The organism is Falsirhodobacter halotolerans (genome assembly GCF_022899245.1).
GTDB lineage: Bacteria > Pseudomonadota > Alphaproteobacteria > Rhodobacterales > Rhodobacteraceae > Falsirhodobacter > Falsirhodobacter halotolerans.
In genome coordinates this window covers 265077-290534 of the sequence record NZ_JALJAZ010000001.1, presented here as the reverse complement: position 1 = coordinate 290534, position 25458 = coordinate 265077, and the positions used below count along the sequence as shown (strand labels likewise).

General features: G+C 63.6%; 23 protein-coding genes and 1 tRNA gene. 6 read left to right on the top strand and 18 right to left on the bottom strand.

What is annotated here, in order from left to right:
- Positions 1-24: 24 nt before the first annotated feature.
- From fusA to parC, 18 genes are all read right to left on the bottom strand, one after another.
- A complete protein-coding gene (fusA, locus tag MU449_RS01485) occupies positions 25-2148 on the bottom strand; it encodes an elongation factor G (RefSeq protein ID WP_244736228.1) in 2124 nt (707 codons plus the stop codon).
- A 24-nt stretch (positions 2149-2172) separates the two neighbouring features.
- Positions 2173-2643, bottom strand: coding sequence for a 30S ribosomal protein S7 (gene rpsG, locus MU449_RS01480; RefSeq protein ID WP_244736227.1), 471 nt, complete (start codon positions 2641-2643; stop codon positions 2173-2175).
- A gap of 11 nt (positions 2644-2654) precedes the next feature.
- Positions 2655-3026: a 30S ribosomal protein S12 gene (gene rpsL / locus MU449_RS01475; protein WP_128254696.1), complete on the bottom strand. Its 372-nt coding sequence runs from the start codon at positions 3024-3026 to the stop codon at positions 2655-2657.
- A 253-nt stretch (positions 3027-3279) separates the two neighbouring features.
- Positions 3280-4110 carry a glycosyltransferase gene (locus MU449_RS01470; RefSeq protein WP_244736226.1) on the bottom strand — a complete coding sequence of 277 codons (831 nt, stop codon included), beginning with the start codon at positions 4108-4110 and terminating at the stop codon, positions 3280-3282.
- 78 nt (positions 4111-4188) lie between these two features.
- The gene (gene rpoC / locus MU449_RS01465; RefSeq protein WP_244736225.1) at positions 4189-8379 is read right to left on the bottom strand and encodes a DNA-directed RNA polymerase subunit beta'; all 4191 of its coding nucleotides are present in this window, start codon (positions 8377-8379) and stop codon (positions 4189-4191) included.
- Positions 8380-8425: 46 nt separating this feature from the next.
- Complete coding sequence (gene rpoB / locus MU449_RS01460) at positions 8426-12559, bottom strand: DNA-directed RNA polymerase subunit beta (protein ID WP_244736224.1); 4134 nt, start codon at positions 12557-12559, stop codon at positions 8426-8428.
- Between the two features lie 240 nt (positions 12560-12799).
- The gene (gene rplL, locus MU449_RS01455; protein WP_244736223.1) at positions 12800-13177 is read right to left on the bottom strand and encodes a 50S ribosomal protein L7/L12; all 378 of its coding nucleotides are present in this window, start codon (positions 13175-13177) and stop codon (positions 12800-12802) included.
- A 66-nt stretch (positions 13178-13243) separates the two neighbouring features.
- Positions 13244-13759 carry a 50S ribosomal protein L10 gene (rplJ, locus tag MU449_RS01450; protein ID WP_244736222.1) on the bottom strand — a complete coding sequence of 172 codons (516 nt, stop codon included), beginning with the start codon at positions 13757-13759 and terminating at the stop codon, positions 13244-13246.
- Positions 13760-14088: 329 nt separating this feature from the next.
- The gene (gene rplA / locus MU449_RS01445) at positions 14089-14784 is read right to left on the bottom strand and encodes a 50S ribosomal protein L1 (protein WP_244736221.1); all 696 of its coding nucleotides are present in this window, start codon (positions 14782-14784) and stop codon (positions 14089-14091) included.
- 3 nt (positions 14785-14787) lie between these two features.
- Positions 14788-15240: a 50S ribosomal protein L11 gene (rplK, locus tag MU449_RS01440; RefSeq protein WP_244736220.1), complete on the bottom strand. Its 453-nt coding sequence runs from the start codon at positions 15238-15240 to the stop codon at positions 14788-14790.
- 71 nt (positions 15241-15311) lie between these two features.
- Positions 15312-15851, bottom strand: coding sequence for a transcription termination/antitermination protein NusG (nusG, locus tag MU449_RS01435; protein WP_244736219.1), 540 nt, complete (start codon positions 15849-15851; stop codon positions 15312-15314).
- Between the two features lie 134 nt (positions 15852-15985).
- On the bottom strand, positions 15986-16174 hold the full coding sequence (gene secE, locus MU449_RS01430) for a preprotein translocase subunit SecE (RefSeq protein WP_244736218.1): 189 nt from the start codon (positions 16172-16174) through the stop codon (positions 15986-15988).
- 69 nt (positions 16175-16243) lie between these two features.
- Positions 16244-16319: transfer RNA gene (locus MU449_RS01425), tRNA-Trp, on the bottom strand.
- Positions 16320-16415: 96 nt separating this feature from the next.
- Positions 16416-16658, bottom strand: a complete 243-nt coding sequence (locus MU449_RS01420) for a hypothetical protein (protein WP_244736217.1) — start codon at positions 16656-16658, stop codon at positions 16416-16418.
- A 155-nt stretch (positions 16659-16813) separates the two neighbouring features.
- Positions 16814-17041 carry a hypothetical protein gene (locus MU449_RS01415; RefSeq protein ID WP_244736216.1) on the bottom strand — a complete coding sequence of 76 codons (228 nt, stop codon included), beginning with the start codon at positions 17039-17041 and terminating at the stop codon, positions 16814-16816.
- Between the two features lie 239 nt (positions 17042-17280).
- Complete coding sequence (tuf, locus tag MU449_RS01410; protein ID WP_244736215.1) at positions 17281-18456, bottom strand: elongation factor Tu; 1176 nt, start codon at positions 18454-18456, stop codon at positions 17281-17283.
- Positions 18457-18540: 84 nt separating this feature from the next.
- The gene (locus MU449_RS01405; RefSeq protein WP_244736214.1) at positions 18541-19161 is read right to left on the bottom strand and encodes a hypothetical protein; all 621 of its coding nucleotides are present in this window, start codon (positions 19159-19161) and stop codon (positions 18541-18543) included.
- Positions 19162-19215: 54 nt separating this feature from the next.
- Positions 19216-21510: a DNA topoisomerase IV subunit A gene (gene parC, locus MU449_RS01400; protein ID WP_244736213.1), complete on the bottom strand. Its 2295-nt coding sequence runs from the start codon at positions 21508-21510 to the stop codon at positions 19216-19218.
- A 131-nt stretch (positions 21511-21641) separates the two neighbouring features.
- Between parC and MU449_RS01395 the strand changes: the two genes are divergently transcribed.
- The 6 genes from MU449_RS01395 (at position 21642) to MU449_RS01370 (ending at position 25451) form a co-directional block, all read left to right on the top strand.
- On the top strand, positions 21642-22052 hold the full coding sequence (locus tag MU449_RS01395; RefSeq protein WP_244736212.1) for an SH3 domain-containing protein: 411 nt from the start codon (positions 21642-21644) through the stop codon (positions 22050-22052).
- A gap of 39 nt (positions 22053-22091) precedes the next feature.
- Positions 22092-22928, top strand: a complete 837-nt coding sequence (locus MU449_RS01390) for an SDR family NAD(P)-dependent oxidoreductase (protein WP_244736211.1) — start codon at positions 22092-22094, stop codon at positions 22926-22928.
- The gene (locus MU449_RS01385) at positions 22928-23137 is read left to right on the top strand and encodes a hypothetical protein (protein WP_244736210.1); all 210 of its coding nucleotides are present in this window, start codon (positions 22928-22930) and stop codon (positions 23135-23137) included. Before MU449_RS01390 ends, MU449_RS01385 begins: the two co-directional genes overlap by 1 nt.
- Positions 23137-23691 (top strand): cob(I)yrinic acid a,c-diamide adenosyltransferase, encoded by a 555-nt coding sequence (locus MU449_RS01380; protein ID WP_244736209.1) that lies wholly within the window; start codon positions 23137-23139, stop codon positions 23689-23691. Before MU449_RS01385 ends, MU449_RS01380 begins: the two co-directional genes overlap by 1 nt.
- Positions 23692-23793: 102 nt before the next feature.
- Positions 23794-24543 carry an electron transfer flavoprotein subunit beta/FixA family protein gene (locus MU449_RS01375; RefSeq protein WP_244736208.1) on the top strand — a complete coding sequence of 250 codons (750 nt, stop codon included), beginning with the start codon at positions 23794-23796 and terminating at the stop codon, positions 24541-24543.
- Entirely contained in the window at positions 24540-25451 is a 912-nt protein-coding gene (locus MU449_RS01370) for an electron transfer flavoprotein subunit alpha/FixB family protein (protein WP_244736207.1), read from the top strand. The genes MU449_RS01375 and MU449_RS01370 overlap by 4 nt, the downstream gene beginning before the upstream one ends.
- Positions 25452-25458: the final 7 nt, after the last annotated feature.

Here is a 25458-nt window from a genome sequence, read left to right as displayed (position 1 = left end):
GCGGGGAAGCCCCCGCCCTGCCGATTAGGCATATTTTTTCTGGATCTCGTCCGAGATGTTCTGAGGAACAGCCTCGTAGTGATCGAAGGTCATCGAGAACACCGCACGACCCGACGACATGGACCGCAGGTTGTTGATGTAGCCGAACATGTTGGCCAGCGGGACCATCGCCGAGATGACGTTGGCGTTGCCGCGGCTGTCCTGACCCTGAACCATGCCCCGACGCGAGGTCAGGTCGCCGATGATCGAACCGGTGTATTCTTCCGGCGTCACGACTTCGACCTTCATGATCGGCTCAAGCAGTTTCGCGCCGGCTTTCTTCATGCCGTCGCGCATCGCGGCACGCGAGGCGATCTCGAAGGCCAGAACCGAGGAGTCGACGTCGTGATAGGCACCGTCGATCAGCGCGACCTTGAAGTCGATGACCGGGAAGCCCGCCAGCGGACCGGAGTCCATGACCGACTTGATGCCCTTTTCGACGCCCGGAATGTATTCCTTCGGAACCGTCCCGCCCACGATCTTCGATTCGAACGAATACCCTTCGCCCGGCTCGGTCGGGGTGATCACCAGCTTGATACGTGCGAACTGGCCCGTACCGCCGGTCTGCTTCTTGTGCGTGTAGTCGATCTCGGCTTCGCGCGAGATGGTCTCGCGATAGGCCACCTGCGGCGCACCGATGTTCGCCTCGACCTTGAACTCGCGACGCATACGGTCGACGAGGATGTCAAGGTGAAGTTCGCCCATGCCCTTCATGATCGTCTGACCGGATTCGAAGTTGGTCTCGACGCGGAAGGACGGATCTTCGGCCGCCAGACGTGCGAGGGCGAGGCCCATCTTCTCCTGGTCGGCTTTCGACTTCGGCTCCACCGCGATCTCGATCACGGGCTCGGGGAAGGTCATCGTTTCAAGAACGACGGCGTTGTTCGGGTCGCACAGCGTGTCGCCCGTCGTCGTTTCCTTCAGACCGGCCAGCGCGATGATGTCGCCCGCAAACGCTTCCTCGATCTCCTCGCGGTTGATCGCGTGCATCATCATCATACGACCGACACGCTCACGCTTGCCCTTGGTCGAGTTCATCATCGTGTCGCCCTTCTTCAGCACGCCCGAATAAAGACGCGTGAAGGTCAGCGAACCGACGAAGGGGTCGTTCATGATCTTGAACGCCAGACCCGAGAAGGGCTGTGCGTCGTCGGCCGAACGCTCGATGTTGCGGGTTTCCGTCTCATCACCCGGTGCAAAGCCGGTATAGGCCGGAACGTCCAGCGGCGAGGGCAGGAAGTCGATGACGGAGTTCAGGAGCGGCTGCACACCCTTGTTCTTGAACGCCGAACCGGCGGTCACCGGAACGAAGGTCAGGGACAGGGTGCCCTTGCGGATCAGCTTGCGCAGGGTCGCCTCGTCGGGCTCGTTGCCTTCCAGATAGGCTTCCATCGCCTCGTCGTCCTGCTCGACCGCGATTTCGATCAGGTTCGAGCGCCATTCGTCGGCAAGCTCTTTCAGATCGTCGCGGATGGGCTGACGGGTCCAGGAGGCCCCGAGGTCTTCACCGACCCAGGTCCACTCTTCCATCTTGATCAGATCGACGATGCCTTCCAGCTTGTCCTCGGCCCCGATCGGCAGCGCGATCGGAAGCGGGGTCGCGCCGGTCCGGTCCTTGATCATCTTCACGCAGTTGAAGAAGTCGGCGCCGATCTTGTCCATCTTGTTGACGAACACGATCCGCGGAACCTTGTAGCGGTCGGCCTGACGCCAGACGGTCTCGGTCTGCGGCTCGACGCCGGCGTTGGCGTCCAGCAGACAGATCGCGCCGTCCAGAACCGCCAGCGAACGCTCGACTTCAATGGTGAAGTCGACGTGGCCGGGGGTGTCGATGATGTTGAAGCGGAACTTCGTGTCCGAAGTTCCTTCCTTGGTCGGATCCTCCTGGCGCTGCCAGAAGGTCGTGGTCGCAGCCGAGGTGATCGTGATGCCACGCTCCTGCTCCTGCTCCATCCAGTCCATCGTCGCGGCGCCATCATGCACCTCGCCGATCTTGTGGGACTTGCCGGTATAATACAGGATCCGCTCGGTCGTCGTCGTTTTACCGGCGTCGATATGCGCCATGATGCCGAAATTGCGGTAGCGTTGCAGCGGGTAGTCGCGTGCCATTGGGTCGGTCCTCAGGCTAAGGGGTTACCAGCGGTAATGGCTGAACGCTTTGTTCGCGTCGGCCATCTTGTGGGTGTCTTCGCGCTTTTTCACAGCGGTACCACGGTTGTTCACGGCATCCGACAGCTCGGCCGCCAGACGCTCCTCCATGGTATTCTCGTTGCGCTTGCGCGCGGCGATGATCAGCCAGCGAATGGCCAGAGCCTCGCGGCGTTCCAGACGGACTTCGACCGGAACCTGATACGTGGCACCACCGACGCGGCGCGAACGCACCTCGACGGACGGCTTGACGTTGTCCAAGGCCTCATGGAACGCCTCGATCGGTTCGCGCTTCAGACGCGACTGGACACGATCCAGGGCGTTGTAGACGATCCGTTCGGCCGTGGACTTCTTGCCATCGACCATCAGGTTGTTCATGAACTTGGTCAGAACCCGATCGCCGAACTTGGCATCGGGAAGGATTTCGCGCTTTTCGGCGGCGTGACGACGGGACATCTCTCAGAACCTCACTTCGGACGCTTCGCGCCGTATTTCGAACGGCGTTGACGACGGTCTTTCACGCCTTGCGTGTCCAGCACGCCGCGCAGGATATGGTAACGCACGCCCGGAAGGTCTTTGACCCGGCCGCCGCGGATGAGCACGACCGAGTGCTCTTGCAGGTTGTGCTTTTCGCCCGGGATGTACGAAATCACCTCGAACCCGTTGGTGAGGCGGACTTTCGCAACCTTACGCATAGCGGAGTTCGGCTTCTTCGGCGTCGTCGTGTAGACGCGCGTACAGACGCCGCGTTTCTGCGGGCAGGATTCCAAGTGCTGGGACTTGGAGCGGTTTTTCTTCGGCTCCCGCGGTTTGCGGATGAGCTGCTGGATCGTCGGCATTCGGTTCCCCGTGCTTCCTGTTTCATCAACGCCTGCCCGGATCCTGTTCGGGGGGCGCCAGTTCAGGGCATTTCACATGCGCGAAACGCCAAAACCGCATACACCCCCAAGGCAGGGGATGACGCGGTGGAATCTCAGAGGATCGGGGCGGGTAAAGCCCGGATCATGACCACTTCAAAACGCTAAGGTTCCAGAGCGGCGGGATGGTCCCCGCAATTCGGTAGCGCGCGTATAGGGGGAATCGCCCCGCCTGTCAACACGACCCCCGCGCCGCAAGGGCGCCATCGAATGCATCAAGGTCCAGTGCGAACCGCGCGCCCGTCATCGGCACGATCTCCTCGGGGTCCAGCGGCATCTCCATCCCATCGTGGCGCAGGACGCCGCGAATGCTGTCATTGCTATCATGCTTGCCGCGCACATACATCGCCGTATCCGAGAACGTCATCCCCGCCATGAAGTGATGCACCTTGTGATGGGCAAAGCTCATGACGCAGGCGTCGTCCTCCGGTCGGAAGGCGATCGCCAACCCGGCCGAAATCCGATCTGCGACCTGCCGCACAACCTTCATCTCCGCCCCCGGCGGGGCGATCAGGCTCATGCCTTGCATGTAATCGAGGTAAAGCCGCTTTTCCCGGGCGAACATCGGGCCAAGAAGAAGGAAATCGGCCCGCAGCCGTTCCACGAAGTCCACGGCGACGGCGTCGTCGTCGTCCAGCCGGAACTGAAGGCTCGCCATCGCGCTCCGGTCGCGATGCGCGTCCAACACCCGACGGCACAGGGGGCGGTGCACGGCGGGCGGCTCCTGCCGAAGCACGACCTGCGGGATCGGCGCGATCAGATCGCGCAACCGCGCAAGCGCCCAAGACGGCAGATCCACACCCGTCAGAAGAACAAGGGTGAAATCGGGATCGGTCTGCGCCTTCAGGGCGGGCAGGCACACATGCTCGAACCACAAAAAGCGGGAGTCCAGCCGGGCACGGTCATAGAGGGTGAGCCTGCGCGCCTCCAACGTCTCGGGCTGGGCCTGAAACCCGCCCTCCACGATCAACGAGAATCGGCAAAGACCCAGAACTTGCACCGCCATCGCACCCTCCGCGTTTGCGGGGACCATGGCACGGCACGGGGGATGAAAAAAGCCCCCCGTTTCCGGGGGGCTTTCGTGTCACTCGTCCGATTGCGGGGCCGCGAGCGCCGCCGCTTCTTCGGCGGCGCTGCGGCGGGCATCGATCACCACCGCATCGCGCTTGGTCGCGATCTGCTTGACGCGGCTGGTGGCCCCGCCCGTCCCCGCCGGGATCAGGCGGCCGACGATCACGTTCTCCTTCAGGCCGACCAGCTTGTCGCGCTTGCCCTGAACCGATGCCTCGGTCAGCACGCGGGTCGTTTCCTGGAAGGACGCGGCCGAGATGAAGCTGCGGGTCTGCAGCGACGCCTTGGTGATCCCCAGAAGGATCGGCTCGCCCTGCGCGGGACGCAGGTTGTGCGCGACGGCCTTCTCGTTGACCTCGTCAAGCTCCGACTTGTCGACATGCTCGCCTTTCAGCAGCGTCGTCTCGCCGGAATCCAGGATCTCGTACTTCTGCAGCATCTGCCGCACGATCACCTCGATATGCTTGTCGTTGATCTTCACGCCCTGCAGGCGATACACGTCCTGCACTTCGTCGATCATGTAGTTGGCCAAGGCCTCGATCCCCATGATCCGCAGAATGTCGTGCGGAGCCGGGTTGCCGTCCATGATGTAGTCGCCCTTCTGCACGAAGTCGCCTTCCTGCACGGGAATATGCTTCCCTTTGGGCACCATGTATTCGACGGCCTGCAGGCTTTCGTCCACCGGTTCGATCGTGATGCGGCGCTTGTTCTTGTAGTCTTTGCCGAAGCGCACATAGCCATCGTTCTCCACGATGATCGCGTGATCCTTCGGACGACGGGCTTCGAACAGTTCCGCCACGCGCGGCAGACCCCCGGTGATGTCCTTCGTCCGCGCGCCTTCGCGCGGAATCCGGGCCACCACGTCACCGGCCTTCACCTCTTGGCCGTCTTCGACCGAAAGGATCGCGTCCACCGACATCGGATAGGAGATCGGGTTGCCCCCTTCCCCACGCATCGGCTCGCCCGTTTCCGGGTCCATGATGATGATCTCGGGCTTCAGCTCGTTCCCTTTTGGGGCCGTGCGCCAATCCGTGACGATCCGCTGGCTCATGCCGGTGGCATCATCGGTATCCTCACGGACCGACAGGCCCTGCATCAGGTCGACGAACCGGGCCACACCCGTCCGCTCGGCGATGATCGGCAGGGTATAGGGGTCCCATTCGACCAGCTTGGTGCCGCGCTTGATGGTGTCGCCGTCACGCACATGGACCTTCGTCCCGTAGGTGACCTTGTGCGACGCCCGCTCCTGCCCTGCGTCATCGATGATGACCAGTTGCATGTTGCGGCCCATCGCCACCTGTTCACCGGCCGCGTTTTCCAGCAGGTTGGCGTTGCGGAACTCCACCCGACCCTCTTGCGAGGCTTCGAGGAAGGACTGCTGGCCCCCTTGCGCCACGCCGCCGATGTGGAACGTCCGCATCGTCAGCTGGGTGCCCGGTTCACCGATGGACTGCGCCGCGATGATGCCGACGGCCTCGCCCTGGTTCACCAGCGTGCCCCGGGCCAGATCGCGGCCATAGCACATGGCGCAGACGCCTTCTTCCGCCTCGCAGGTCAGCGGGCTGCGGATCCGCATCGACGCCACGTTGGCCGCGTCGATCGCGTCGGCCTTGCGCTCGTCGATCAACTCGCCCGCCGACACGATCACCTCGTCCGTGCCCGGAACGCAGACGTCGTCCGCCGCAACCCGACCAAGGATACGCTCGGCCAGCGGGGCCACGATCTCGCCATCGTTGACCGCCGCCGAGGCGGTGACCGCGCGATCCGTGCCGCAATCATGCGTGCGCACGATGCAGTCCTGCGCCACGTCCACCAGACGCCGCGTGAGGTAGCCCGAGTTCGCCGTCTTCAACGCCGTATCCGACAGACCCTTCCGGGCGCCGTGGGTGGAGTTGAAGTACTCAAGAACGGTCAGACCTTCCTTGAAGTTCGAGATGATCGGCGTCTCGATGATCTCGCCGTTCGGCTTGGCCATCAGGCCGCGCATCCCGCCCAGCTGCTTCATCTGCGTGACCGAACCCCGCGCACCGGAGTGGGCCATCATGTAGACCGAGTTCGGCTCCATTTCGGCGCCGTCCGCATCATGACGCGTGGCCGAGATGGTGGACATCATGGCCTCGGTCACCTTGTCGTTGCACTTCGACCAGGCGTCCACGACCTTGTTGTACTTCTCGCCCTGGGTGATCAGGCCGTCCATGTACTGCTGTTCGAAGTCCTTCACCTGATCCTGGACCTCGTTCACGATGGTCCATTTGGAATCGGGGATCAGCATGTCGTCCTTGCCGAACGAGATGCCGGCCTTGAACGCCTCGCGGAAGCCCATGCCCATGATCTGGTCGCAGAAGATAACCGATTCCTTCTGCCCGCAATAGCGGTAGACGGTGTCGATGACGTTCTGCACGTCTTTCTTGCGCAGAAGACGGTTCACCAGTTCGAACGGCGCTTTCGCGTTCAGCGGCAGCAGGTTGCCCAGACGCAGACGGCCCGGCGTGGTTTCATAGCGGCGGACGACCTCGTTGCCTTCGTCGTCGATCTGCTTGATCCGCGCCGTGATCTTGGCGTGCAGATGCACCTCGCCGGCGGCAAGGGCGTGCTCCACTTCCTCGACCGAGGCGAAGGCCATCCCCTCGCCCTGCATGCCTTCGCGCTGCATGGTGGTGTAGTAGAGACCCAGCACCATGTCCTGCGAGGGCACGATGATCGGCGCGCCGTTGGCGGGCGACAGGACGTTGTTCGTCGACATCATCAGGACGCGCGCTTCCAGCTGCGCCTCAAGGCTCAGCGGAACGTGCACGGCCATCTGGTCGCCGTCGAAGTCGGCGTTGAAGGCCGAACAGACCAGCGGGTGAAGCTGGATCGCCTTGCCTTCGATCAGGATCGGTTCGAACGCCTGGATGCCCAGACGGTGCAGCGTGGGCGCGCGGTTCAGCAGAACCGGATGCTCGCGGATGACCTCGTCCAGGATGTCCCAGACCTCGGGACGCTCTTTCTCGACCAGCTTCTTGGCCTGCTTCACCGTGCTGGACAGCCCCTTGGCCTCCAGACGCGAGTAGATGAACGGCTTGAACAGCTCCAGCGCCATCTTCTTGGGCAGACCGCACTGGTGCAGCTTCAGTTCCGGCCCCGTCACGATGACCGAACGGCCCGAGAAGTCGACCCGCTTGCCCAGAAGGTTCTGACGGAAACGCCCCTGCTTGCCCTTCAGCATGTCAGACAGCGATTTCAGCGGACGCTTGTTGGTGCCGGTGATCACGCGGCCGCGACGGCCGTTGTCGAACAGCGCATCGACCGCTTCCTGCAGCATCCGCTTTTCGTTGCGCACGATGATGTCGGGCGCACGAAGCTCGATCAGGCGCTTCAGACGGTTGTTGCGGTTGATCACCCGGCGATACAGGTCGTTCAGGTCCGACGTCGCGAACCGGCCACCGTCCAGCGGCACCAGCGGGCGCAGTTCCGGCGGGATCACCGGCAGAACCGTCAGGATCATCCATTCGGGACGGTTGCCCGACTCCAGGAACGATTCGACGATCTTGAGACGCTTGATGATCTTCTTCGGCTTCAGTTCGCCCGTCGCTTCCTTCAGATCCTCACGCAGCTGGTCTGCGGTGGCCTGCAGGTCGATCGCCGACAGCATCTCGCGGATGGCTTCCGCGCCGATATTGGCGGTGAACGCATCGGCGCCGTACTGGTCCTGCGCATCCAGGAACTCGTCCTCGGTCAGCATCTGGGCGTAGGTCAGGTCGGTCAGACCCGGCTCGATGACGACATAGTTCTCGAAATAGAGAATCCGTTCCAGATCCCGCAGCGTCATGTCCAGCATCAGACCGATGCGGGACGGCAGCGACTTCAGGAACCAGATGTGGGCCACGGGCGAGGCCAGTTCGATATGCCCCATCCGCTCGCGGCGGACCTTCTGCAAGGTCACTTCCACGCCGCATTTCTCGCAGACGACGCCGCGATACTTCATGCGCTTGTATTTGCCGCACAGGCATTCGTAGTCCTTGATCGGCCCGAAGATGCGCGCGCAGAACAGGCCGTCACGCTCCGGTTTGAACGTGCGGTAGTTGATGGTTTCCGGCTTCTTGATCTCGCCGTAGGACCACGACAGGATCCGGTCGGGGGACGCGAGCGAGACCTTGATCTCGTCGAAGGTCCGCACGGGGGCGACCGGATTGAACGGGTTGGTGCTCAGTTCCTGGTTCATCTTTTTTCCTTACGAAAGGGATGCGGTGAGTGGGGCGCGTACGCCCTCACTCTTCCTCCGAATCCAGGAGTTCCATGTTGAGGCCCAGACCGCGGACCTCCTTGACAAGAACGTTGAACGATTCCGGCACGCCGGCCTCGAAGTTGTCCTCGCCCTTGACGATGCTCTCGTACATCTTGGTCCGGCCGGCCACGTCGTCCGACTTGACCGTCAGCATCTCCTGCAGGGTATAGGCGGCGCCATAAGCTTCCAGAGCCCAGACCTCCATCTCCCCCAGACGCTGACCACCGAACTGCGCCTTACCGCCCAGCGGCTGCTGGGTCACAAGGCTGTACGGCCCGGTCGAACGTGCGTGCAGCTTGTCGTCCACAAGGTGGTGCAGCTTCAGCATGTACTTGACGCCGACGGTGACCGGACGCGCGAACTGCTCGCCCGAACGGCCGTCGAACACGATCGACTGACCGGATTCGTTGAAGCCCGCACGGCGCAGCGCGTCGTTGACGTCCGGCTCCTTCGCACCGTCGAACACCGGCGTGGCGATCGGAACGCCCTTGGTGACCGAACCCGCCATCTCGAGGATGTCGTCATCCTCGCGATCCGAGAAGGCCGCCTCATAGGTCTCGTCGCCATAGGCGATGCGCAGGGCCTCCTTCACCGGGGTCATGTCCCCTTTGCGACGGTATTCCTGCAGCGCCTCGTCCACCTTGATGCCCAGACCGCGCGCGGCCCAGCCCATATGGGTTTCCAGGATCTGACCGACGTTCATCCGGCTCGGCACGCCCAGCGGGTTCAGCACGAGATCGACTGCGGTTCCGTCCTGAAGGAACGGCATGTCCTCGACCGGAACCACCTTGGAGATGACACCCTTGTTGCCGTGACGACCGGCCATCTTGTCGCCCGGTTGCAGCTTGCGCTTCACCGCGACGAACACCTTGACCATCTTCATCACGCCCGGGGGCAGATCGTCGCCGCGGCGGACCTTCTCGACCTTGTCCTCGAACCGGTGATCGAGCTGACGCTTCTGGGCCTCATACTGCTCGTGCAGCGCCTCGACCTCTTTCGCCTCGGCTTCCTCACCCAGGGCCAACTGCCACCACTGCCCCTTGGAGAGGGTGCCCAACAGTTCGGCGTCGATGGTCGAGCCGGACTTGATGCCCTTCGGACCCTTCACCGCCGTCTTGCCCATCACCAGCGTCCGCAGACGCGAGTAGATGTTGCGGTCCAGGATGGCCAGCTCGTCGTCGCGGTCGCGCGACAGGCGTTCCACTTCTTCCCGCTCGATCTGCAGCGCGCGCTCGTCCTTGTCCACACCGTGACGGTTGAAGACGCGAACTTCCACGATCGTGCCATAGGCCCCCGGCGGCAGGCGCAGCGAGGTGTCGCGCACGTCCGATGCCTTTTCGCCGAAGATGGCACGAAGCAGCTTCTCTTCCGGCGTCATCGGGCTTTCGCCCTTCGGGGTGATCTTGCCGACCAGAATGTCGCCCGGCTGAACCTCGGCGCCGATATAGACGATGCCGGCCTCATCCAGATTGCGCAGGGCTTCTTCACCCACGTTCGGGATGTCGCGCGTGATCTCTTCCGGGCCCAGCTTCGTGTCGCGGGCGGCGACCTCGTATTCTTCGATGTGGATCGAGGTGAAGACGTCATCCTTCAGGATGCGCTCCGAGATCAGGATCGAGTCCTCGTAGTTGTAGCCGTTCCACGGCATGAAGGCCACGACCACGTTCCGGCCAAGGGCCAGTTCGCCCATGTCGGTGTTCGGACCGTCGGCGATCACCTCGCCGCGCGTCACCTGGCTGCCCACCTTCACCAGCGGACGCTGGTTGATGCAGGACGACTGGTTCGACCGCTTGAACTTGCGCAGACGATAGATGTCCACACCCGGCTCGCCCGGCTCCAGCATCTCGGTGGCGCGCACAACGATCCGCGTCGCGTCCACCTGGTCGATCACACCGGCCCGGCGTGCCATGATCGCGGCCCCGGAATCGCGTGCCACGATGGCCTCGATCCCCGTGCCGACAAAGGGCGCGTCCGATTGCAGCAGCGGAACCGCCTGACGCTGCATGTTCGACCCCATGAGAGCGCGGTTGGCGTCGTCGTTCTCAAGGAACGGGATCAGCGAGGCCGCGACCGACACCAGCTGCTTGGGCGACACGTCGATCAGATCGACGGCGTCCGGCGGGTTCAGCATGAACTCGCCCGCCTTGCGGGTGGAGATGAGATCGGAGGTGAACCGCCCTTCCCCGTCGATGGTCGCGTTGGCCTGCGCCACCGTGTGACGCATTTCCTCGGTCGCGGACATATAGACCACGTCGTCGGTCACCTGACCGTCCACCACCTTGCGATAAGGGGTCTCGATGAAGCCATACTTGTTCACGCGCGCGAAGGTGGCGAGGCTGTTGATCAGACCGATGTTCTGACCTTCCGGCGTCTCGATCGGGCACATCCGGCCATAGTGCGTCGGATGAACGTCGCGCACCTCGAAGCCCGCGCGTTCCCGCGTCAGACCGCCCGGCCCAAGGGCCGACAGACGCCGCTTGTGCGTCACTTCGGACAGCGGGTTCGTCTGGTCCATGAACTGCGACAGCTGGCTGGAGCCGAAGAATTCGCGCACCGCCGCGGCCGCGGGTTTCGCGTTGATCAGGTCTTGGGGCATGATCGTGTCGATCTCGACCGAGGACATGCGCTCCTTGATCGCGCGCTCCATCCGCAGCAGGCCGACGCGATACTGGTTTTCCATCAGCTCGCCCACCGAACGCACACGGCGGTTGCCGAGGTGGTCGATGTCGTCGATCTCGCCCTTGCCGTCGCGCAGTTCGGTCAGCGCCTTGATGCAGGCGATGATGTCCTCGCGGTCCAGCGTGCGCTGGGTGTCCGGCTTGTCCAGATCCAGACGCATGTTCATCTTCACGCGGCCCACGGCCGAGAGGTCGTAGCGCTCCGAATCGAAGAACAACGTCTGGAACAGGTTCGACGCGGCTTCGACGGTCGGCGGCTCGCCCGGACGCATGACGCGGTAGATGTCCATGAGCGCGCCTTCGCGGTTCATGTTCTTGTCCGCCGCCATCGTGTTGCGGATATAGGGGCCGACGTTCACGCCGTCGATGTCCAGAACCGGAATCTCGGTGATGCCCTGGTCCAGCAGGGTCTGGAGCGTGCCGCCCTTGATCTCGCCGTCGCGGTCATACTCCATCGTCAGCTCGTCGCCGGCCTCGACCCAGATCTCGCCCGTTTCCTCGTTGATGATGTCCTGCGCGACATAGCGCCCGACGATGCGGTCGAACGGCAGCAGCAGCTCGGTGACCTGCGCCTCGTCGATCAGCTTCTTGACCATGCGCGGGGTCATCTTGTCGCCCGCCTTGCAGATCACCTCGCCGGTGGCGGCGTCGATCAGGTCATAGGCCGGACGGGTGCCGCGCATCCGATCGGGGAAGAACTTGGTCACCCAACCCTTGTTCTTCTCGTACTTGTAGCTGACCGTGTCGTAATAGGCCGACATGATCGCGTCCTGGTCCAGACCAAGCGCATAGAGCAGCGTGGTGACCGGCAACTTGCGGCGACGGTCGATGCGCGCGAACACGACATCCTTGGCGTCGAATTCGAAGTCCAGCCACGATCCGCGATAGGGAATGATGCGGCAGGCGAACAGCAGTTTCCCCGAGGAATGCGTCTTGCCCTTGTCGTGATCGAAGAACACGCCCGGCGAACGGTGCATCTGGGACACGATCACCCGTTCGGTCCCGTTCACGATGAACGTGCCGTTCGACGTCATCAGGGGCATGTCGCCCATATAGACGTCCTGTTCCTTGATGTCCTTGACCGACCGGTTGCCCGTCGTCTCATCGACATCGAACACGATCAGGCGCAGCGTGACCTTCAGCGGCGCGGCATAGGTCATGTCGCGCTGCTGGCATTCGTCCACGTCGTATTTCGGCTTCTCCAGTTCGTATTTCACGAACTCGAGCACCGCCGTCTCGTTGAAATCCTTGATCGGGAAGACGGACTGGAACACGCCCTTGATCCCCTCGCCATCCGCCGGAACCTGGCCTTCGCCCGATTTCAGGAACAGGTCGTAAGAGGATTTCTGAACCTCGATAAGGTTCGGCATTTCCAGAACTTCACGGATTTTTCCGAAGTAACGGCGGATGCGCTTCTGGCCAACGTAGCTCTGAGCCATGCTCAAGGTCACCTTTCGTGTCTCGCGGGCGTGCCTCCGTCGGGGACCGGACGCGCGCCGCTTGCGAAGCAGGGGGTTGAGGTTCCATTCATGCCCACCGTCCCACCGGCAAGCTCCCGAACCTTGAACCGCGCCTTGGGCGGGGCTTTCGCAAAAGCCCCCTCCAAGACAGGTTCGGCTGGGCCCGAATTTCTCGGACCCAGCCTCTTTACTTGGCGATGCCGGATGGCACCGGCCGGATTACTTCAGCTCGGCTTTCGCGCCAGCTGCTTCCAGCTTTTTCTTCATTTCTTCGGCTTCGGCTTTCGCGACGCCTTCTTTGATCTTGCCACCGGCTTCGACCAGGTCCTTGGCTTCTTTCAGGCCCAGACCGGTGATGCCACGCACTTCTTTGATGACGTTGATCTTGTTCGCGCCAGCGTCCGTCAGGACGACGTCGAACTCGGTCTTTTCTTCTTCTGCCGCAGCGCCTGCGCCAGCAGCCGGGCCGGCCATCATGACCGCGCCACCGGCGGCGGGCTCGATGCCGTACTCGTCTTTCAGGATCGTTTTCAGTTCTTGCGCTTCCAGCAGCGTGAGGTTCACGATTTGCTCGGCGAGTGCTTTCAGATCAGCCATGTTCTGTTCCGTTCAATAAGATGGGTTCCAACGTGGGGTTATGCAACCACGCAGGCCAAAGATTGCTCAGGCGGCTTCCCGCTCCTCCAAGGTGGAGAGGATGCCAGCGATGTTCGAAGCAGGCGCGCCAATGGCCCCGGCGATGTTCGACGCGGGCGCACCGATGCAACCGACGATCGAAGCGATAAGCTCCTCACGCGACGGCATGGCGGCCACGGCTTTCACACCGTCTTGGTCCAGAACGGTCTCGCCCATGGCGCCGCCAAGAATGATGAACTTGTCGTTCGTCTTGGCATAGGCGTCCGCGACCTTCGCAGCAGCGACAGGGTCATCGGAATAGGCGAGAACGGTCATGCCCGTAAGCAGGTCACCCATCGCAGCGGAGGGTTTCCCGTCAAGGGCGATCTTGGCGAGCTTGTTCTTGGCAACGCGCACGGATCCGCCGACTTCGCGCATACGCGCGCGCAGATCCTGCATCTGTGCAACCGTCAGACCTGCGTAATGGGCAACGACCACCACGCCAGAGCTTTCGAAGATCTGGCCGAGTTCCTCGACCACTTGCTCTTTCTGGGCTCTATCCACAGGTTCACTCCAAGTATGGGGGTTTCCCCCCGGCTCAAATAAGCCCCACCGAAGCAGGGCGTTCGGGTCCCAAAGGGTCCCGAGGCCATGATCGCCCGAGGAAATCCCCGGAAATCTGTCTCGATACCCATCTCAGGCAGGACATTAAGCGGATCGCTCCGCACCCACCGTCTAGGACGAATACAACACCCCGCGACGAATCGCGGGGACGCTGCAAGTGCTCCCTATAAAGAGGTCCGCCCCCCGTGCCAAGCCCCGAAGGCCGACCCCCCCGCATGAAAAAGCCGCCAACCCGAAGGTTGACGGCGTTCTTGCGGCAGAATGCGATCTCAGTTGCCGGTGGCCGAGGCCAGGTCCAGCGACACGCCAGGGCCCATGGTGGACGACAGCGAGACCTTCTTCACATAGGTGCCCTTCGCGCCCGCCGGGCGGGCACGGGTCACCGCCTCGACGAAGGCGCGGACGTTTTCGGCCAGCTTCGATTCGTCGAACGAGACCTTGCCGATACCGGCATGGATGACGCCGGCCTTCTCGACCTTGAACTGGACCTCACCGCCCTTGGCGTTGCCGACGGCACCGGCCACGTCCATCGTCACCGTGCCGACCTTGGGGTTCGGCATCAGGTTGCGCGGCCCCAGAATCTTGCCCAGACGACCGACCAGCGGCATCATGTCCGGCGTCGCGATGCAGCGATCGAACTCGATCTTGCCCGACTGGATCGTTTCCATCAGGTCTTCGGCACCGACGATGTCGGCCCCGGCGGCTTTCGCCTCGTCCGCTTTCGCACCGCGCGCAAACACAGCCACGCGAACCGTCTTGCCCGTGCCGTTCGGCAGGGTGACCACGCCGCGGACCATCTGGTCGGCGTGACGCGGGTCGACGCCCAGGTTCATCGCGATTTCCAGCGTTTCGTCGAACTTGGCGGTCGCCGCGCTCTTGATCAGCTTCACGGCCTCTTCGACCGCGATCAGGGTCTTGCCCTCGAAGGTCGTGCGGGCGGCTTTCGTACGTTTACCAATGGCCATGACTTACCCCTTGACCTCGATACCGCAGGACTTCGCCGAACCCAGGATGATCTGCATCGCAGCTTCCACGGAGTTGGCGTTCAGGTCTTTCATCTTCGCTTCGGCGATCTGACGAACCTGTGCGACGGTCACGGAGCCGGCCACGTCCCGGCCCGGCTTTTCCGACCCGCGCGGACGATTGCGCTTGCCCACCGAAGGAAGACCGGCGGCCTTCTTCAGCATGTAGGACGCGGGCGCCGATTTCAGCTCAAGGCTGAACGACTTGTCCTGGTAATAGGTGATGATGGTCGGCGTGGGCGTGCCCGGCTCGATATCCGCGGTCTTCGCGTTGAATTCCTTCACGAAGGCCATGATGTTCAGACCGCGCTGACCCAGGGCCGGGCCGACGGGCGGGGACGGGTTGGCTTGCCCCGCCTTCACTTGCAGCTTCAGCTGCCCGATGATCTTCTTGGCCATGTGGCCTCTCCTTTGTCACAGTGCCCGAAGGCACGGTTTAGTGGTCGGGCCAAAGCCTCCCACGAGATCGCTCAGGTGTTCTTCGACACCTGAGTGAATTCCAGTTCCACGGGCGTCGCGCGCCCGAAGATCGATACGGTGACCTTGAGGCGGGAGTTGTCTTCGTCGACATCCTCGACCTGCCCGGCAAAGCCTTCGAACGGACCGTCGGTCACGTTCACCGTCTCGCCAATGTCGAAGCGGATCAGGTTGCGCGGCTGCGGCACCTCGCCCGACGCATCGGTGCGGTTCAGCATCGCGTTCACTTCCTCGTCCCGCATGGGCATCGGACGCCCCTGCGGCCCCAAAAACCCCGTCACGCGGTTGATGGAGGTGATGAGGTGATAGCCCCTGTTCGTCATCTCCATCCGCACCAGCACATAGCCGGGCATGAAACGACGCTCGCTCGTCACCTTCTTGCCGCGCCGGACCTCGATCACCTCTTCGGTGGGGACCAGCACTTCCTCGATTTCGTCCTCAAGACCGGATTCCGACACGGCTTGCTTGATCTGCTCGGCAATCTTCTTCTCGAAATTCGAGAGGACGCTTACCGAATACCAACGCTTCGCCATGCCAGCCACCTATCTTCATGCGCGGGACCGTCCCGCCGGGAACAAAAAACAGCGCGCAACCGAATCGCTGCGCGCCTGCCTCTCGTATCGTCGGGGCGTGGATAACGGCCCACCCCTTCGATGACAAGAAAAAATCAGAACGCGCCCAGAATCTCGCCCAGACCGAAACGGATGCCCACATCGACCAGCGTGAAGAACGTCGCGGTCAGCGCCGACAGCACCAGCACCATCAACGTGGTCAGAATCACCTCGCGCCGCCCCGGCCATGCGATCTTGCCGACCTCGGTACGGACCTGCTGAATGAACTGAACCGGATTTGCCATCTGTCTTCCCCTGTCACATGCCGCGCGCATACCGCAGTCGCAGCGTCAAATCAAGCGATGCGGGGTAAATGGCAGGAGTTGGGGGACTCGAACCCACGACCCTCGGTTTTGGAGACCGATGCTCTACCAACTGAGCTAAACTCCTACTGCGGGCGTAACTAGAACAACGGCGATCGGGCCGCAAGCCCAAATGCAAAAGCCGCCCCTCAAGGGCGGCTCGCACACGCGATCCGAAGGTCGCTTACATGTCTTCCAGGATCGTGATCAACTCGCCTTGGTCAAGGCCGTCACCGGCGACCTGTTCGTTGATCTCGTTGATCTGGATCGGGGTCAGCGTCGTCACGTCCAGATTGGGATCCAACGTCCGCAGCTGTTCGATCGCGCCCGAGTCGAGTTGCATGTCGCCCGGTGCGGCCGGTTGGGCGTGGGCGAAACCGGCAACGGAAATCAGGGCAGCGGCAGTGGTGAGAGCAAGCGTCTTCATGTATCTACCTTTCGCTTTCGGCGTCGAGGCGCCTGTTTGACCGCAGTCGTCGCGGCTATGGGCAGACAACGCGCCTTTTTGCCGAACGGTTCAAAAAATAACGCGAATTAATTTTTGGAACCCAAGCGAAGGATTGCCGTTCTCATCGCCGCAAATCAGTTGCGGACGATGTTTTGCAGAACGGGTTTGGTCAGGCCCGAGTTCGACGCCACTTCGTTGTTGATGCGACGCACCTGGATCGGCGTCAGCTTGGAGGCGTCCAGATCGGGTGCCAAGGTTTGCAGAACCACCTGCGAGGAGGAGTTCAGGACCGGGGTGGTTTGCGCGGAAGCCGCTCCGGCGAATGCGACAAGAGCAGCGGCGATAAGAGTTGCGTATTTCATGATAGCCTTTCCGTCGGTCTTCTGCGCCGACCATGCGGAAATGCACACCTCACTCACATTATTCAATGTTCTGCGCTTTTAATAACGTTCCCAAAAACGTGACGGTTAAAATGATGCGGGATTTATGCTTGGCCACAATGACTTACCGATCCGGGCCATTCCGCACAGCCTCTGTGCGCCACCCGCGCACATGAAAAAGCCGCCCCCAAGGGCGGCCTTTCCAAGAACCCGATCCGAAATCAGGCGATGATTTTCGAGACGACGCCTGCGCCGACGGTGCGGCCGCCTTCACGGATGGCGAAGCGCAGCTTCTCTTCCATGGCGATCGGCGCGATCAGTTCGACGTTGAACTTCAGGTTGTCGCCCGGCATCACCATCTCGGTGCCTTCCGGCAGTTCCACCGTGCCCGTCACGTCGGTCGTGCGGAAGTAGAATTGCGGACGGTAGTTCGCGAAGAACGGCGTGTGACGGCCACCCTCTTCCTTCGTCAGGATGTAGGCCTCCGCTTCGAACTTCGTGTGCGGCTTCACCGAGCCGGGCTTGCACAGCACCTGGCCGCGCTCGATCCCCTCACGGTCCACACCGCGCAGCAGAAGACCCACGTTGTCGCCTGCTTCGCCCTGATCCAGCAGCTTGCGGAACATCTCGACGCCCGTGCAGACGGTCTTCTTGGTGTCGCGGATGCCGACGATCTCGACTTCCTCGCCGACCTTCACCACACCACGCTCCACGCGGCCCGTGGCCACCGTGCCGCGACCCGAGATCGAGAACACGTCCTCGACCGGCATCAGGAACGGCTGGTCCACGGCGCGGGCCGGGGTCGGGATGTAGGCGTCCACGGCTTCCATCAGCGCGCGGATCGACTTCTCGCCGATCTCCTCGTCACGACCTTCCAGAGCGGCCAGGGCCGAGCCCTTGACGATCGGAATGTCATCGCCCGGGTAGTCGTAGGAGGACAGAAGCTCGCGCACTTCCATCTCCACCAGCTCCAGCAGCTCTTCGTCATCCACCTGGTCGACCTTGTTCAGGTAGACGACCATGTAGGGGATGCCGACCTGACGGCCCAGCAGGATGTGCTCGCGCGTTTGCGGCATCGGACCGTCGGCGGCGTTCACGACCAGGATCGCGCCGTCCATCTGGGCCGCGCCGGTGATCATGTTCTTCACGTAGTCGGCGTGGCCGGGGCAGTCCACGTGCGCGTAGTGACGGTTCTCCGTCTCGTATTCCACGTGCGCGGTCGAGATCGTGATCCCGCGAGCCTTCTCCTCCGGCGCGCCGTCGATCTGGTCATACGCGCGGAACTCGCCGAAATACTTCGTGATCGCCGCCGTCAACGTCGTCTTGCCGTGGTCAACGTGACCAATGGTCCCGATGTTCACGTGCGGTTTGTTGCGTTCAAACTTTGCCTTTGCCATGACGGGGTCTCGAAGTTCGGGGGCCACTGCGGACCCGGTTTGTGTCGCGCGGCAGATATCCACCGGCGCGGAATAAATCAAGTGTCAGTTGGCCGCGACCGGGATCGACGTGCCGGGCACCGGCCCTGCCTCAGCCCCTTCGGGAACCGGGGTCGCCCCCACGGCCGTCGGGGCCGCGCCCTGGATGTCGAACCATTCGGGATGGGTCAGCAGCCATTCCTCGACCTTCTTGACGGCGTTATAGGACAGAACCTCCATCTGGCGGTCGCGCCCGCGGATCAGGCCGGTCCCCAGAAGGCTCGCCCCGCCGTCTTCCCAGACGTGGATCTGCCGCCCTTCGGCGTTCAGCTTCTTCTGCGCCGCGTCGTCCCAGATGTTGGCCGTGATCACCAGAACCGACTTCGGCGCGGCCACCACCGGAATGCCCGGAGGGGCCAGCGCATAGCCGTCCACGCTGATGCCGATGTTGTAAAGCTTCGTGCCGCGATACCGCCCGAACCGGTCGGCCACCGCCGTGCGGATCGATTCTTCCCATTCGTCCGCCGTAGCACTGCGGGAAATCGGAACCTTCTGCGCGTTGTCGGCCACCGCGATGTTCAGGCCAAGACGGAAATTGCCCATGTCCACGGGCGGATCCTTCAGATCGCTGCCTCCGCAGGCGGCAAGGCCCAGCACAAGACACAAGGCGGAAAGCTGCTTCAACATCGGGCACTCCATTGGCGTGGCGGTCACACTAGGGCCAAACCGCCCCGCTACAAGTCAGAAACGGTTATCGCGGGGAAAGCCGCGCGGGGCCATGCGTCCGGCGGTCGCGCGCGCGCCCAGCCATTCGGACAGGTCGGGTTCGCGCCGCGTGCGCCCACCCTCCAGCTGCCAGGACAGCCCCTCCTCCAGCGGGAAGGTGATGGCGTCGGACAACCCGCCATCCTTGTATTTCTGCAACCGCACGCCTTTGCCCTTGCCCATTTCCGGCATATCCGAAATCGGAAAGACCAGCATCTTGCGATTGTCGCCGATGACCGCGACATGATCGCCGCGCACAGGCTTCACCAGCGCCGTCGTCACGCCCTCCTTCACCGTCAGCACGGCCTTGCCCGCGCGGGTCATGGCCACGGCTTCGTCCGACGGCAGGATGAACCCGTCCCCGGCGGTGGAGGCGATGAGCCATCGCTCCCCCGCGCGCCAGACGATCAGATCGGTGATCTCGGCGTCGTTCGGCAGATCCACCATCAGGCGCACCGGCTCTCCCATCCCCCGCCCGCCGGGCAGGTTCGCGCCCAGCAGGGTATAGAACCGCCCGTTCGATCCCACGAGCAGGATGCGGTCGGTCGTCTCGGCATGGAAGATGAACCGCGGGCCGTCGCCATCCTTGAACTTCACGTCCGAGCCCAGCGCGACATGCCCCTTCATCGCCCGGATCCATCCCATCCGGGAGCAGATGACGGTGATCGGCTCGCGGTCGATCATCGCCTCGAACGGCACGTCCTGCGTCTCGCCGGCTTCGGCAAAGGCCGACCGACGCGCGCCCAGCGCGGTGCCCTTGCCGAAGGTCTTCTGGATCGTCGCCAATTCCTTGCCGATGGTCTTCCACTGCTTGGCCTCGTTCGCCAGCAGATCGACCAGATCGGCGCGTTCGGCCACCAACGCGTCGCGTTCGGCCAGAAGCTCCATCTCCTCCAGCCGCCGCAACGACCGCAGGCGCAGGTTCAGGATCGCCTCGGCCTGCACTTCGGACAGGGTGCCGAACGTGTCGGGGCTGATGTAATCGGCCTCGGACGTCGCCTTGGGCCGGGTCAGGGTCCAATCCTCCACCATCAGCGCGCGCTTGGGGTTGTCGTCATAGCGGATGATGTCGATTACCCGATCCAGATTGAGGAACGCGGTGATCAGACCTTCCAGCACCTCAAGCTGATGGTCGATCTTGGCCAGACGATGCTCGCTCCGGCGCAGAAGAACCTCGCGGCGGTGATCCAGAAACGCGCGCAGGACCTCCTTCAGGCTGCACACCTTCGGCGTCCGCCCGTCGATCAGCACGTTCATGTTCAGGCTGAACCGGGTTTCCAGGTCGGAGTTCTTGAACAGCATCCCCATCAGCATGTCCGGCTCCACCGTCCGGGCGCGCGGCTCCAGAACGATGCGGACATCCTCGGCCGATTCGTCGCGCACATCGGCCAAAAGCGGCACCTTGCGCGTCTGGATCAGCTCGGCCAAGCGTTCGATCAGCTTGGATTTCTGCACCTGATAGGGGATTTCGGTGACGACGATCTGCCAGTTGCCGCGCCCCAGATCCTCCCTCTCCCACTTGGCGCGCAGGCGAAACGCGCCGCGTCCGGTGCGATAGGCGTCAAGGATGGCCGAGCGCGGCTCCACGATGATGCCGCCGGTGGGGAAATCGGGGCCGGGCACCAGATCGACCAGTGCGTCGTCCTCGATGGCGGGCGTCTTGATCATCGCCTGACAGGCGTCGATCAGTTCGTGAAGGTTGTGGGGCGGGATGTTCGTTGCCATCCCCACCGCGATCCCGGACGATCCGTTGGCCAAAAGGTTCGGAAACGCCGCCGGCATCACCGCCGGTTCCTCCAGCGTGCCATCATAGTTCGGGCGAAAATCGACCGCGTTCTCGGCCAGCCCTTCCATCAACGTCTCGGCGATCGCCGTCAGGCGCGCCTCGGTGTAACGGCTGGCGGCGGGGTTGTCGCCGTCGATGTTGCCGAAGTTCCCCTGCCCGTCCACCAGCGGATAGCGGACGTTGAAATCCTGCGCCAACCGCGCCATCGCGTCATAGATCGCCGCATCGCCATGCGGGTGATAGTTGCCCATCACATCGCCCGAGATCTTGGCCGATTTGCGAAAGCCCCCCGTGGGCGACAGGCGCAACTCGCGCATCGCATAGAGGATGCGGCGATGCACCGGCTTCAGCCCGTCGCGCGCGTCGGGCAGCGCGCGGTTCATGATCGTGGACAGGGCATAGGTCAGATACCGCTCGCCAATGGCGCGGGACAGCGGCTCGAAGCTCAGCGTGGTGTCGGGGGTGTCGTCGGCGGTATCGGTCATCCCCCTCCTGTAAGGCGCGGACGAGGTTCGGTCCAGCCCCACGAATGCGGGAACTTTTCGCACGATTACGGGCTTGTGTTCGCGAACGGCAAGAAAATGCCGAAAAGCTTAAAGGTGCCCAAATGTTGCGTATGACCCTTCTTCTTGCCGCAGGCGTGGGCCTGACCCTCGTGATCGCAGGGCAGGACGCGGGACATCAGCGGGCCGGCCTGGCCCACGCGCAGGCGGTGCAGACGGCCGCGACCCATCGTTTCATCCCGACCCCGCAATATTCCGCCGTGCCGGACGCGGCACCCGTCATGGCCGCCATGGCGTCCGAGGCCCCCCTGAGCACCGCCCATGTCACCGCCAACCGGCTGAACGTGCGGCAGGGGCCGTCGCCGCAGGCCACCGTCCTGTCCAGCCTGACGCGCGGCGAGGAGATCAGCGTCGTCAAGGTCGATGGCGGCTGGACCCTGATCCGCATGGAGGGCGACGGCGTCGAAGGCTGGGTCTCCTCCTCCTATCTGGAGCAGGTGCCGCTGCGCACGGCGATGAACTGACCGTTTGTAATTCGCCCGGCCCCTCTGCATAACATGGGCATGACCCAGACCGTCCCCCGTTCCGTTCTCATGACCGGCTGCTCCTCAGGAATCGGTCGCGATGCCGCCAAAACCCTGGCCACGCGCGGATGGCGCGTGTTTGCCACCTGCCGCCGCCCCGAAGACTGCGAACGTCTGGCCTCCGAGGGGTTGGAGAGCTTTCCCCTCGATCTTGCCAGTTCCGCCAGCATCGCCGCCGCCGTGGCCGAGGTGGCGGCCCGCACCGGGGGAACGCTCGACGGCATCTACAACAACGGGGCCTTCGCCTGCCCCGGCGCGGTGGAGGATCTGCCCCGCGATGCCCTGCGGGAGATTTTCGAGACGAACCTTTTCGGCACCCATGAACTGACCCGCGCCGTCATCCCGATGATGCGCAGGCAGGGGCACGGTCGGATCGTCATGTGTTCGTCGGTGCTGGGCTTTGCGGGCGCGCCGTGGCGCGGGGCCTATTGCGCGACCAAATTCGCGCTTGAGGGGCTGACGGATGTGCTGCGGATGGAAATGCGCGGCACCGGCATCCATGTCAGCCTGATCCAGCCCGGCCCCATCACCTCGGATTTCCGCAAGAACGCGATCCCCCATTTCGAACGCTGGATCGACTGGAAGGCCTCGGCGCGCGCCAAGGACTACGAAGGCCTGTTGCACCGCCTGTATGAGGGGACGGACAAGGACCGGTGGGAACTGCCCGCCTCTGCCGTGACCGACCAGATCATCCATGCGCTGGAGGCGGACCGCCCCCGCGCCCGTTACCGCATCACCACGCCGACCAAACTGATGGCCGTGGCGCGCCGCATCCTGCCCACCCGCGCCATCGACCGCATCATGGGGAACGCCTGATGGAACATCTTTCGCCCCGCGCGGCGACCATCCTGATCGCCATGGCGGTCGTCACCGTTGCCTCCGTTGTGGCGCTGCTCTGCGGCGGGTTCGCGTCGGACGTGACCAAACCGTCCTCGGTCCGGCTTTTGCGGCTGGCGCGCAGCCTGTCCTTTGCCCTGGCGGTCGGGGCGGCGGCGGTCGTTCTTCTGACGCTGGTGCAGGGCTGATGGTCACGCTGTCGAAAATCTATACCCGCACCGGGGATGACGGCACCAGCGGGCTGGCCGACGGCCGACGCCTGCCGAAAACCGACGCCCGTTTCGCCGCCATCGGCGCGGTGGATGAGGTGAACGCCACGATCGGTCTGTGCCGTCTGCACGCGCAGGACGACATGGCGGCGGCGCTGGCCCGCATCTCGAACGATCTGTTCGATCTGGGGGCGGATCTGGCGCTGCCCGCCACCGCGACGCCCGCCCATCCGCCCCTGCGAATCCTGCCCGAACAGGTCGCGCGGCTGGAGAAGGAGATCGACGCGATGAACGCGCCGCTTGCGCCGTTGAAAAGCTTCATCCTGCCCGGCGGCACCCCGCTGGCCGCCCATCTGCATCTGGCGCGCACCGTCTGCCGCCGGGCGGAACGGGACACGCTCTCGGTGCCCGACACGTCCGAACCGGCGCGCCGCTATCTCAACCGCCTGTCGGATTGGCTGTTCGTCGCCGCCCGCGCAGCCAATGGCGCGTCGGAGATTCTGTGGCAGCCCGGATTGACGCGCCCCGCCTGACATGGACAGTATCCAGCGTCATCGCGTTGCCTTTGGGGCCGCCCCCCGCCGCGCAGATCGCCTGCGCCCCGTCCGTCCGGCGGACTTTTGGAAGAGGATATCATGAAAATACTGGTCCCCGTGAAACGGGTCGTCGATTACAACGTGAAGGTCCGCGTGAAGCCGGACGGCTCGGGCGTCGATCTGGCGAATGTGAAGATGTCGATGAACCCCTTCGATGAAATCGCCGTTGAGGAGGCGATCCGCCTGAAGGAGCGCGGCATCGCGACGGAAGTCGTGGCCGTGTCCATCGGCGTGAAGCAGGCGACCGACACCTTGCGCACGGCCCTTGCCATGGGGGCCGACCGCGCCATTCTGGTGACCGAGGACGGCGCGCTGGAGCCGCTGGCCACCGCCAAGATCCTTGCCGCCATCGCGGCCGAGGAGGCGCCGAAGCTGATCCTGACCGGCAAGCAGGCGATCGACGGCGACATGGGGGCCACGGGCCAGATGCTGTCGGCCCTGCTGGGCTGGGCGCAGGCGACGCAGGCGTCCGAAATCGCGGTCAACGGCGACACCGCCCGCATCACGCGCGAGGTGGATGGCGGACTTCAGGTGGTGGACGTGACCTTTCCGGCGGTGGTCACCACCGACCTGCGTTTGAACGAGCCGCGCTATGCCAGCCTGCCCAACATCATGAAAGCGAAGAAGAAACCGATCGAGGAAAAGACCGCCGCCGATTACGGCGTCGATGTCACCCCGCGACTGACCGTTCTGGACACCCGCGAACCCGCGCAGCGCGCGGGCGGGATCAAGGTGGGATCGGTCGATGAACTGGTCGGAAAACTGAAAGAGGCGGGGGTGCTGAAATGACCGTTCTTCTGATTGCCGAAACCGCGCAGGGCCGTCTGGTGGCCGATCCCGTGGCCCGCGCCCTGACCGCCCTCGCCCCCTTGGGCGACGTGCATGTCCTGGCCGTGGGGGCCGAGGCCGCGGCGGAGGCGGCGACCCTGTCCGGCGTCACGAAGGTGCTGCAGGCCGAGGGTGCGCCGCTGCCCGAGGCATTGGCGAACCTGATCCTGTCCGAGGTGAAGGCCGGGGGATACACCCATGTCGCCGCCGCCGCGACCACGGCGGGCAAGGCGACCCTGCCCCGCGTCGCGGCCCTTCTGGACGTGATGATCATCCCGGACGTGACCGCTATCCTGGATGCCGACACCTTTGAACGCCCCGCCTATGCCGGAAACGCGGTCCAGCGGGTTCGTTCGGGCGACGCGGTTAAAGTGCTGACGCTGCGCACCACGGGCTTTGCCCCGGCAGAGACGGGTGGCCCGGCCCCGATCGACACGATGACCGCGCCCGCCGATCCCGCCCTGTCCACCTGGGTGGAGGACCGGATCGAAAGCACGGGCCGGCCCGAACTCACCTCGGCCGGCGTCGTCGTCTCGGGCGGGCGCGGCCTTGGATCGGAAGAGAATTTCGCCCTGATCGTGGCCTTGGCCGACAAGCTGGGCGGCGCGGTCGGTGCCTCGCGCGCGGCGGTCGATGCGGGCTATGCCCCCAACGACTGGCAGGTGGGGCAGACGGGCAAGGTGGTGGCCCCCGACCTTTATATCGCCGTGGGCATTTCCGGCGCGATCCAGCATCTGGCGGGCATGAAGGACAGCAAGGTTATCGTCGCCCTGAACAAGGACGAGGATGCGCCGATCTTCCAGGTGGCCGATTACGGGCTGGTCTGCGACATCTTCGAGGCCGTGCCGGAGCTGACGGCCAAGGTCTGACAGGGGG

What these genes read in the sequence shown, in the direction of transcription:
- fusA (WP_244736228.1), bottom strand. Translation starts at nt 2,148, where the DNA reads ATGGCACGCGACTACCCGCTGCAACGCTACCGCAATTTCGGCATCATG.
- rpsG (WP_244736227.1), bottom strand. Translation starts at nt 2,643, where the DNA reads ATGTCCCGTCGTCACGCCGCCGAAAAGCGCGAAATCCTTCCCGATGCC.
- rpsL (WP_128254696.1), bottom strand. Translation starts at nt 3,026, where the DNA reads ATGCCGACGATCCAGCAGCTCATCCGCAAACCGCGGGAGCCGAAGAAA.
- MU449_RS01470 (WP_244736226.1), bottom strand. Translation starts at nt 4,110, where the DNA reads ATGGCGGTGCAAGTTCTGGGTCTTTGCCGATTCTCGTTGATCGTGGAG.
- rpoC (WP_244736225.1), bottom strand. Translation starts at nt 8,379, where the DNA reads ATGAACCAGGAACTGAGCACCAACCCGTTCAATCCGGTCGCCCCCGTG.
- rpoB (WP_244736224.1), bottom strand. Translation starts at nt 12,559, where the DNA reads ATGGCTCAGAGCTACGTTGGCCAGAAGCGCATCCGCCGTTACTTCGGA.
- rplL (WP_244736223.1), bottom strand. Translation starts at nt 13,177, where the DNA reads ATGGCTGATCTGAAAGCACTCGCCGAGCAAATCGTGAACCTCACGCTG.
- rplA (WP_244736221.1), bottom strand. Translation starts at nt 14,784, where the DNA reads ATGGCCATTGGTAAACGTACGAAAGCCGCCCGCACGACCTTCGAGGGC.
- rplK (WP_244736220.1), bottom strand. Translation starts at nt 15,240, where the DNA reads ATGGCCAAGAAGATCATCGGGCAGCTGAAGCTGCAAGTGAAGGCGGGG.
- nusG (WP_244736219.1), bottom strand. Translation starts at nt 15,851, where the DNA reads ATGGCGAAGCGTTGGTATTCGGTAAGCGTCCTCTCGAATTTCGAGAAG.
- secE (WP_244736218.1), bottom strand. Translation starts at nt 16,174, where the DNA reads ATGGCAAATCCGGTTCAGTTCATTCAGCAGGTCCGTACCGAGGTCGGC.
- MU449_RS01420 (WP_244736217.1), bottom strand. Translation starts at nt 16,658, where the DNA reads ATGAAGACGCTTGCTCTCACCACTGCCGCTGCCCTGATTTCCGTTGCC.
- MU449_RS01415 (WP_244736216.1), bottom strand. Translation starts at nt 17,041, where the DNA reads ATGAAATACGCAACTCTTATCGCCGCTGCTCTTGTCGCATTCGCCGGA.
- tuf (WP_244736215.1), bottom strand. Translation starts at nt 18,456, where the DNA reads ATGGCAAAGGCAAAGTTTGAACGCAACAAACCGCACGTGAACATCGGG.
- MU449_RS01405 (WP_244736214.1), bottom strand. Translation starts at nt 19,161, where the DNA reads ATGTTGAAGCAGCTTTCCGCCTTGTGTCTTGTGCTGGGCCTTGCCGCC.
- parC (WP_244736213.1), bottom strand. Translation starts at nt 21,510, where the DNA reads ATGACCGATACCGCCGACGACACCCCCGACACCACGCTGAGCTTCGAG.
- MU449_RS01395 (WP_244736212.1), top strand. Translation starts at nt 21,642, where the DNA reads ATGACCCTTCTTCTTGCCGCAGGCGTGGGCCTGACCCTCGTGATCGCA.
- MU449_RS01390 (WP_244736211.1), top strand. Translation starts at nt 22,092, where the DNA reads ATGACCCAGACCGTCCCCCGTTCCGTTCTCATGACCGGCTGCTCCTCA.
- MU449_RS01385 (WP_244736210.1), top strand. Translation starts at nt 22,928, where the DNA reads ATGGAACATCTTTCGCCCCGCGCGGCGACCATCCTGATCGCCATGGCG.
- MU449_RS01380 (WP_244736209.1), top strand. Translation starts at nt 23,137, where the DNA reads ATGGTCACGCTGTCGAAAATCTATACCCGCACCGGGGATGACGGCACC.
- MU449_RS01375 (WP_244736208.1), top strand. Translation starts at nt 23,794, where the DNA reads ATGAAAATACTGGTCCCCGTGAAACGGGTCGTCGATTACAACGTGAAG.
- MU449_RS01370 (WP_244736207.1), top strand. Translation starts at nt 24,540, where the DNA reads ATGACCGTTCTTCTGATTGCCGAAACCGCGCAGGGCCGTCTGGTGGCC.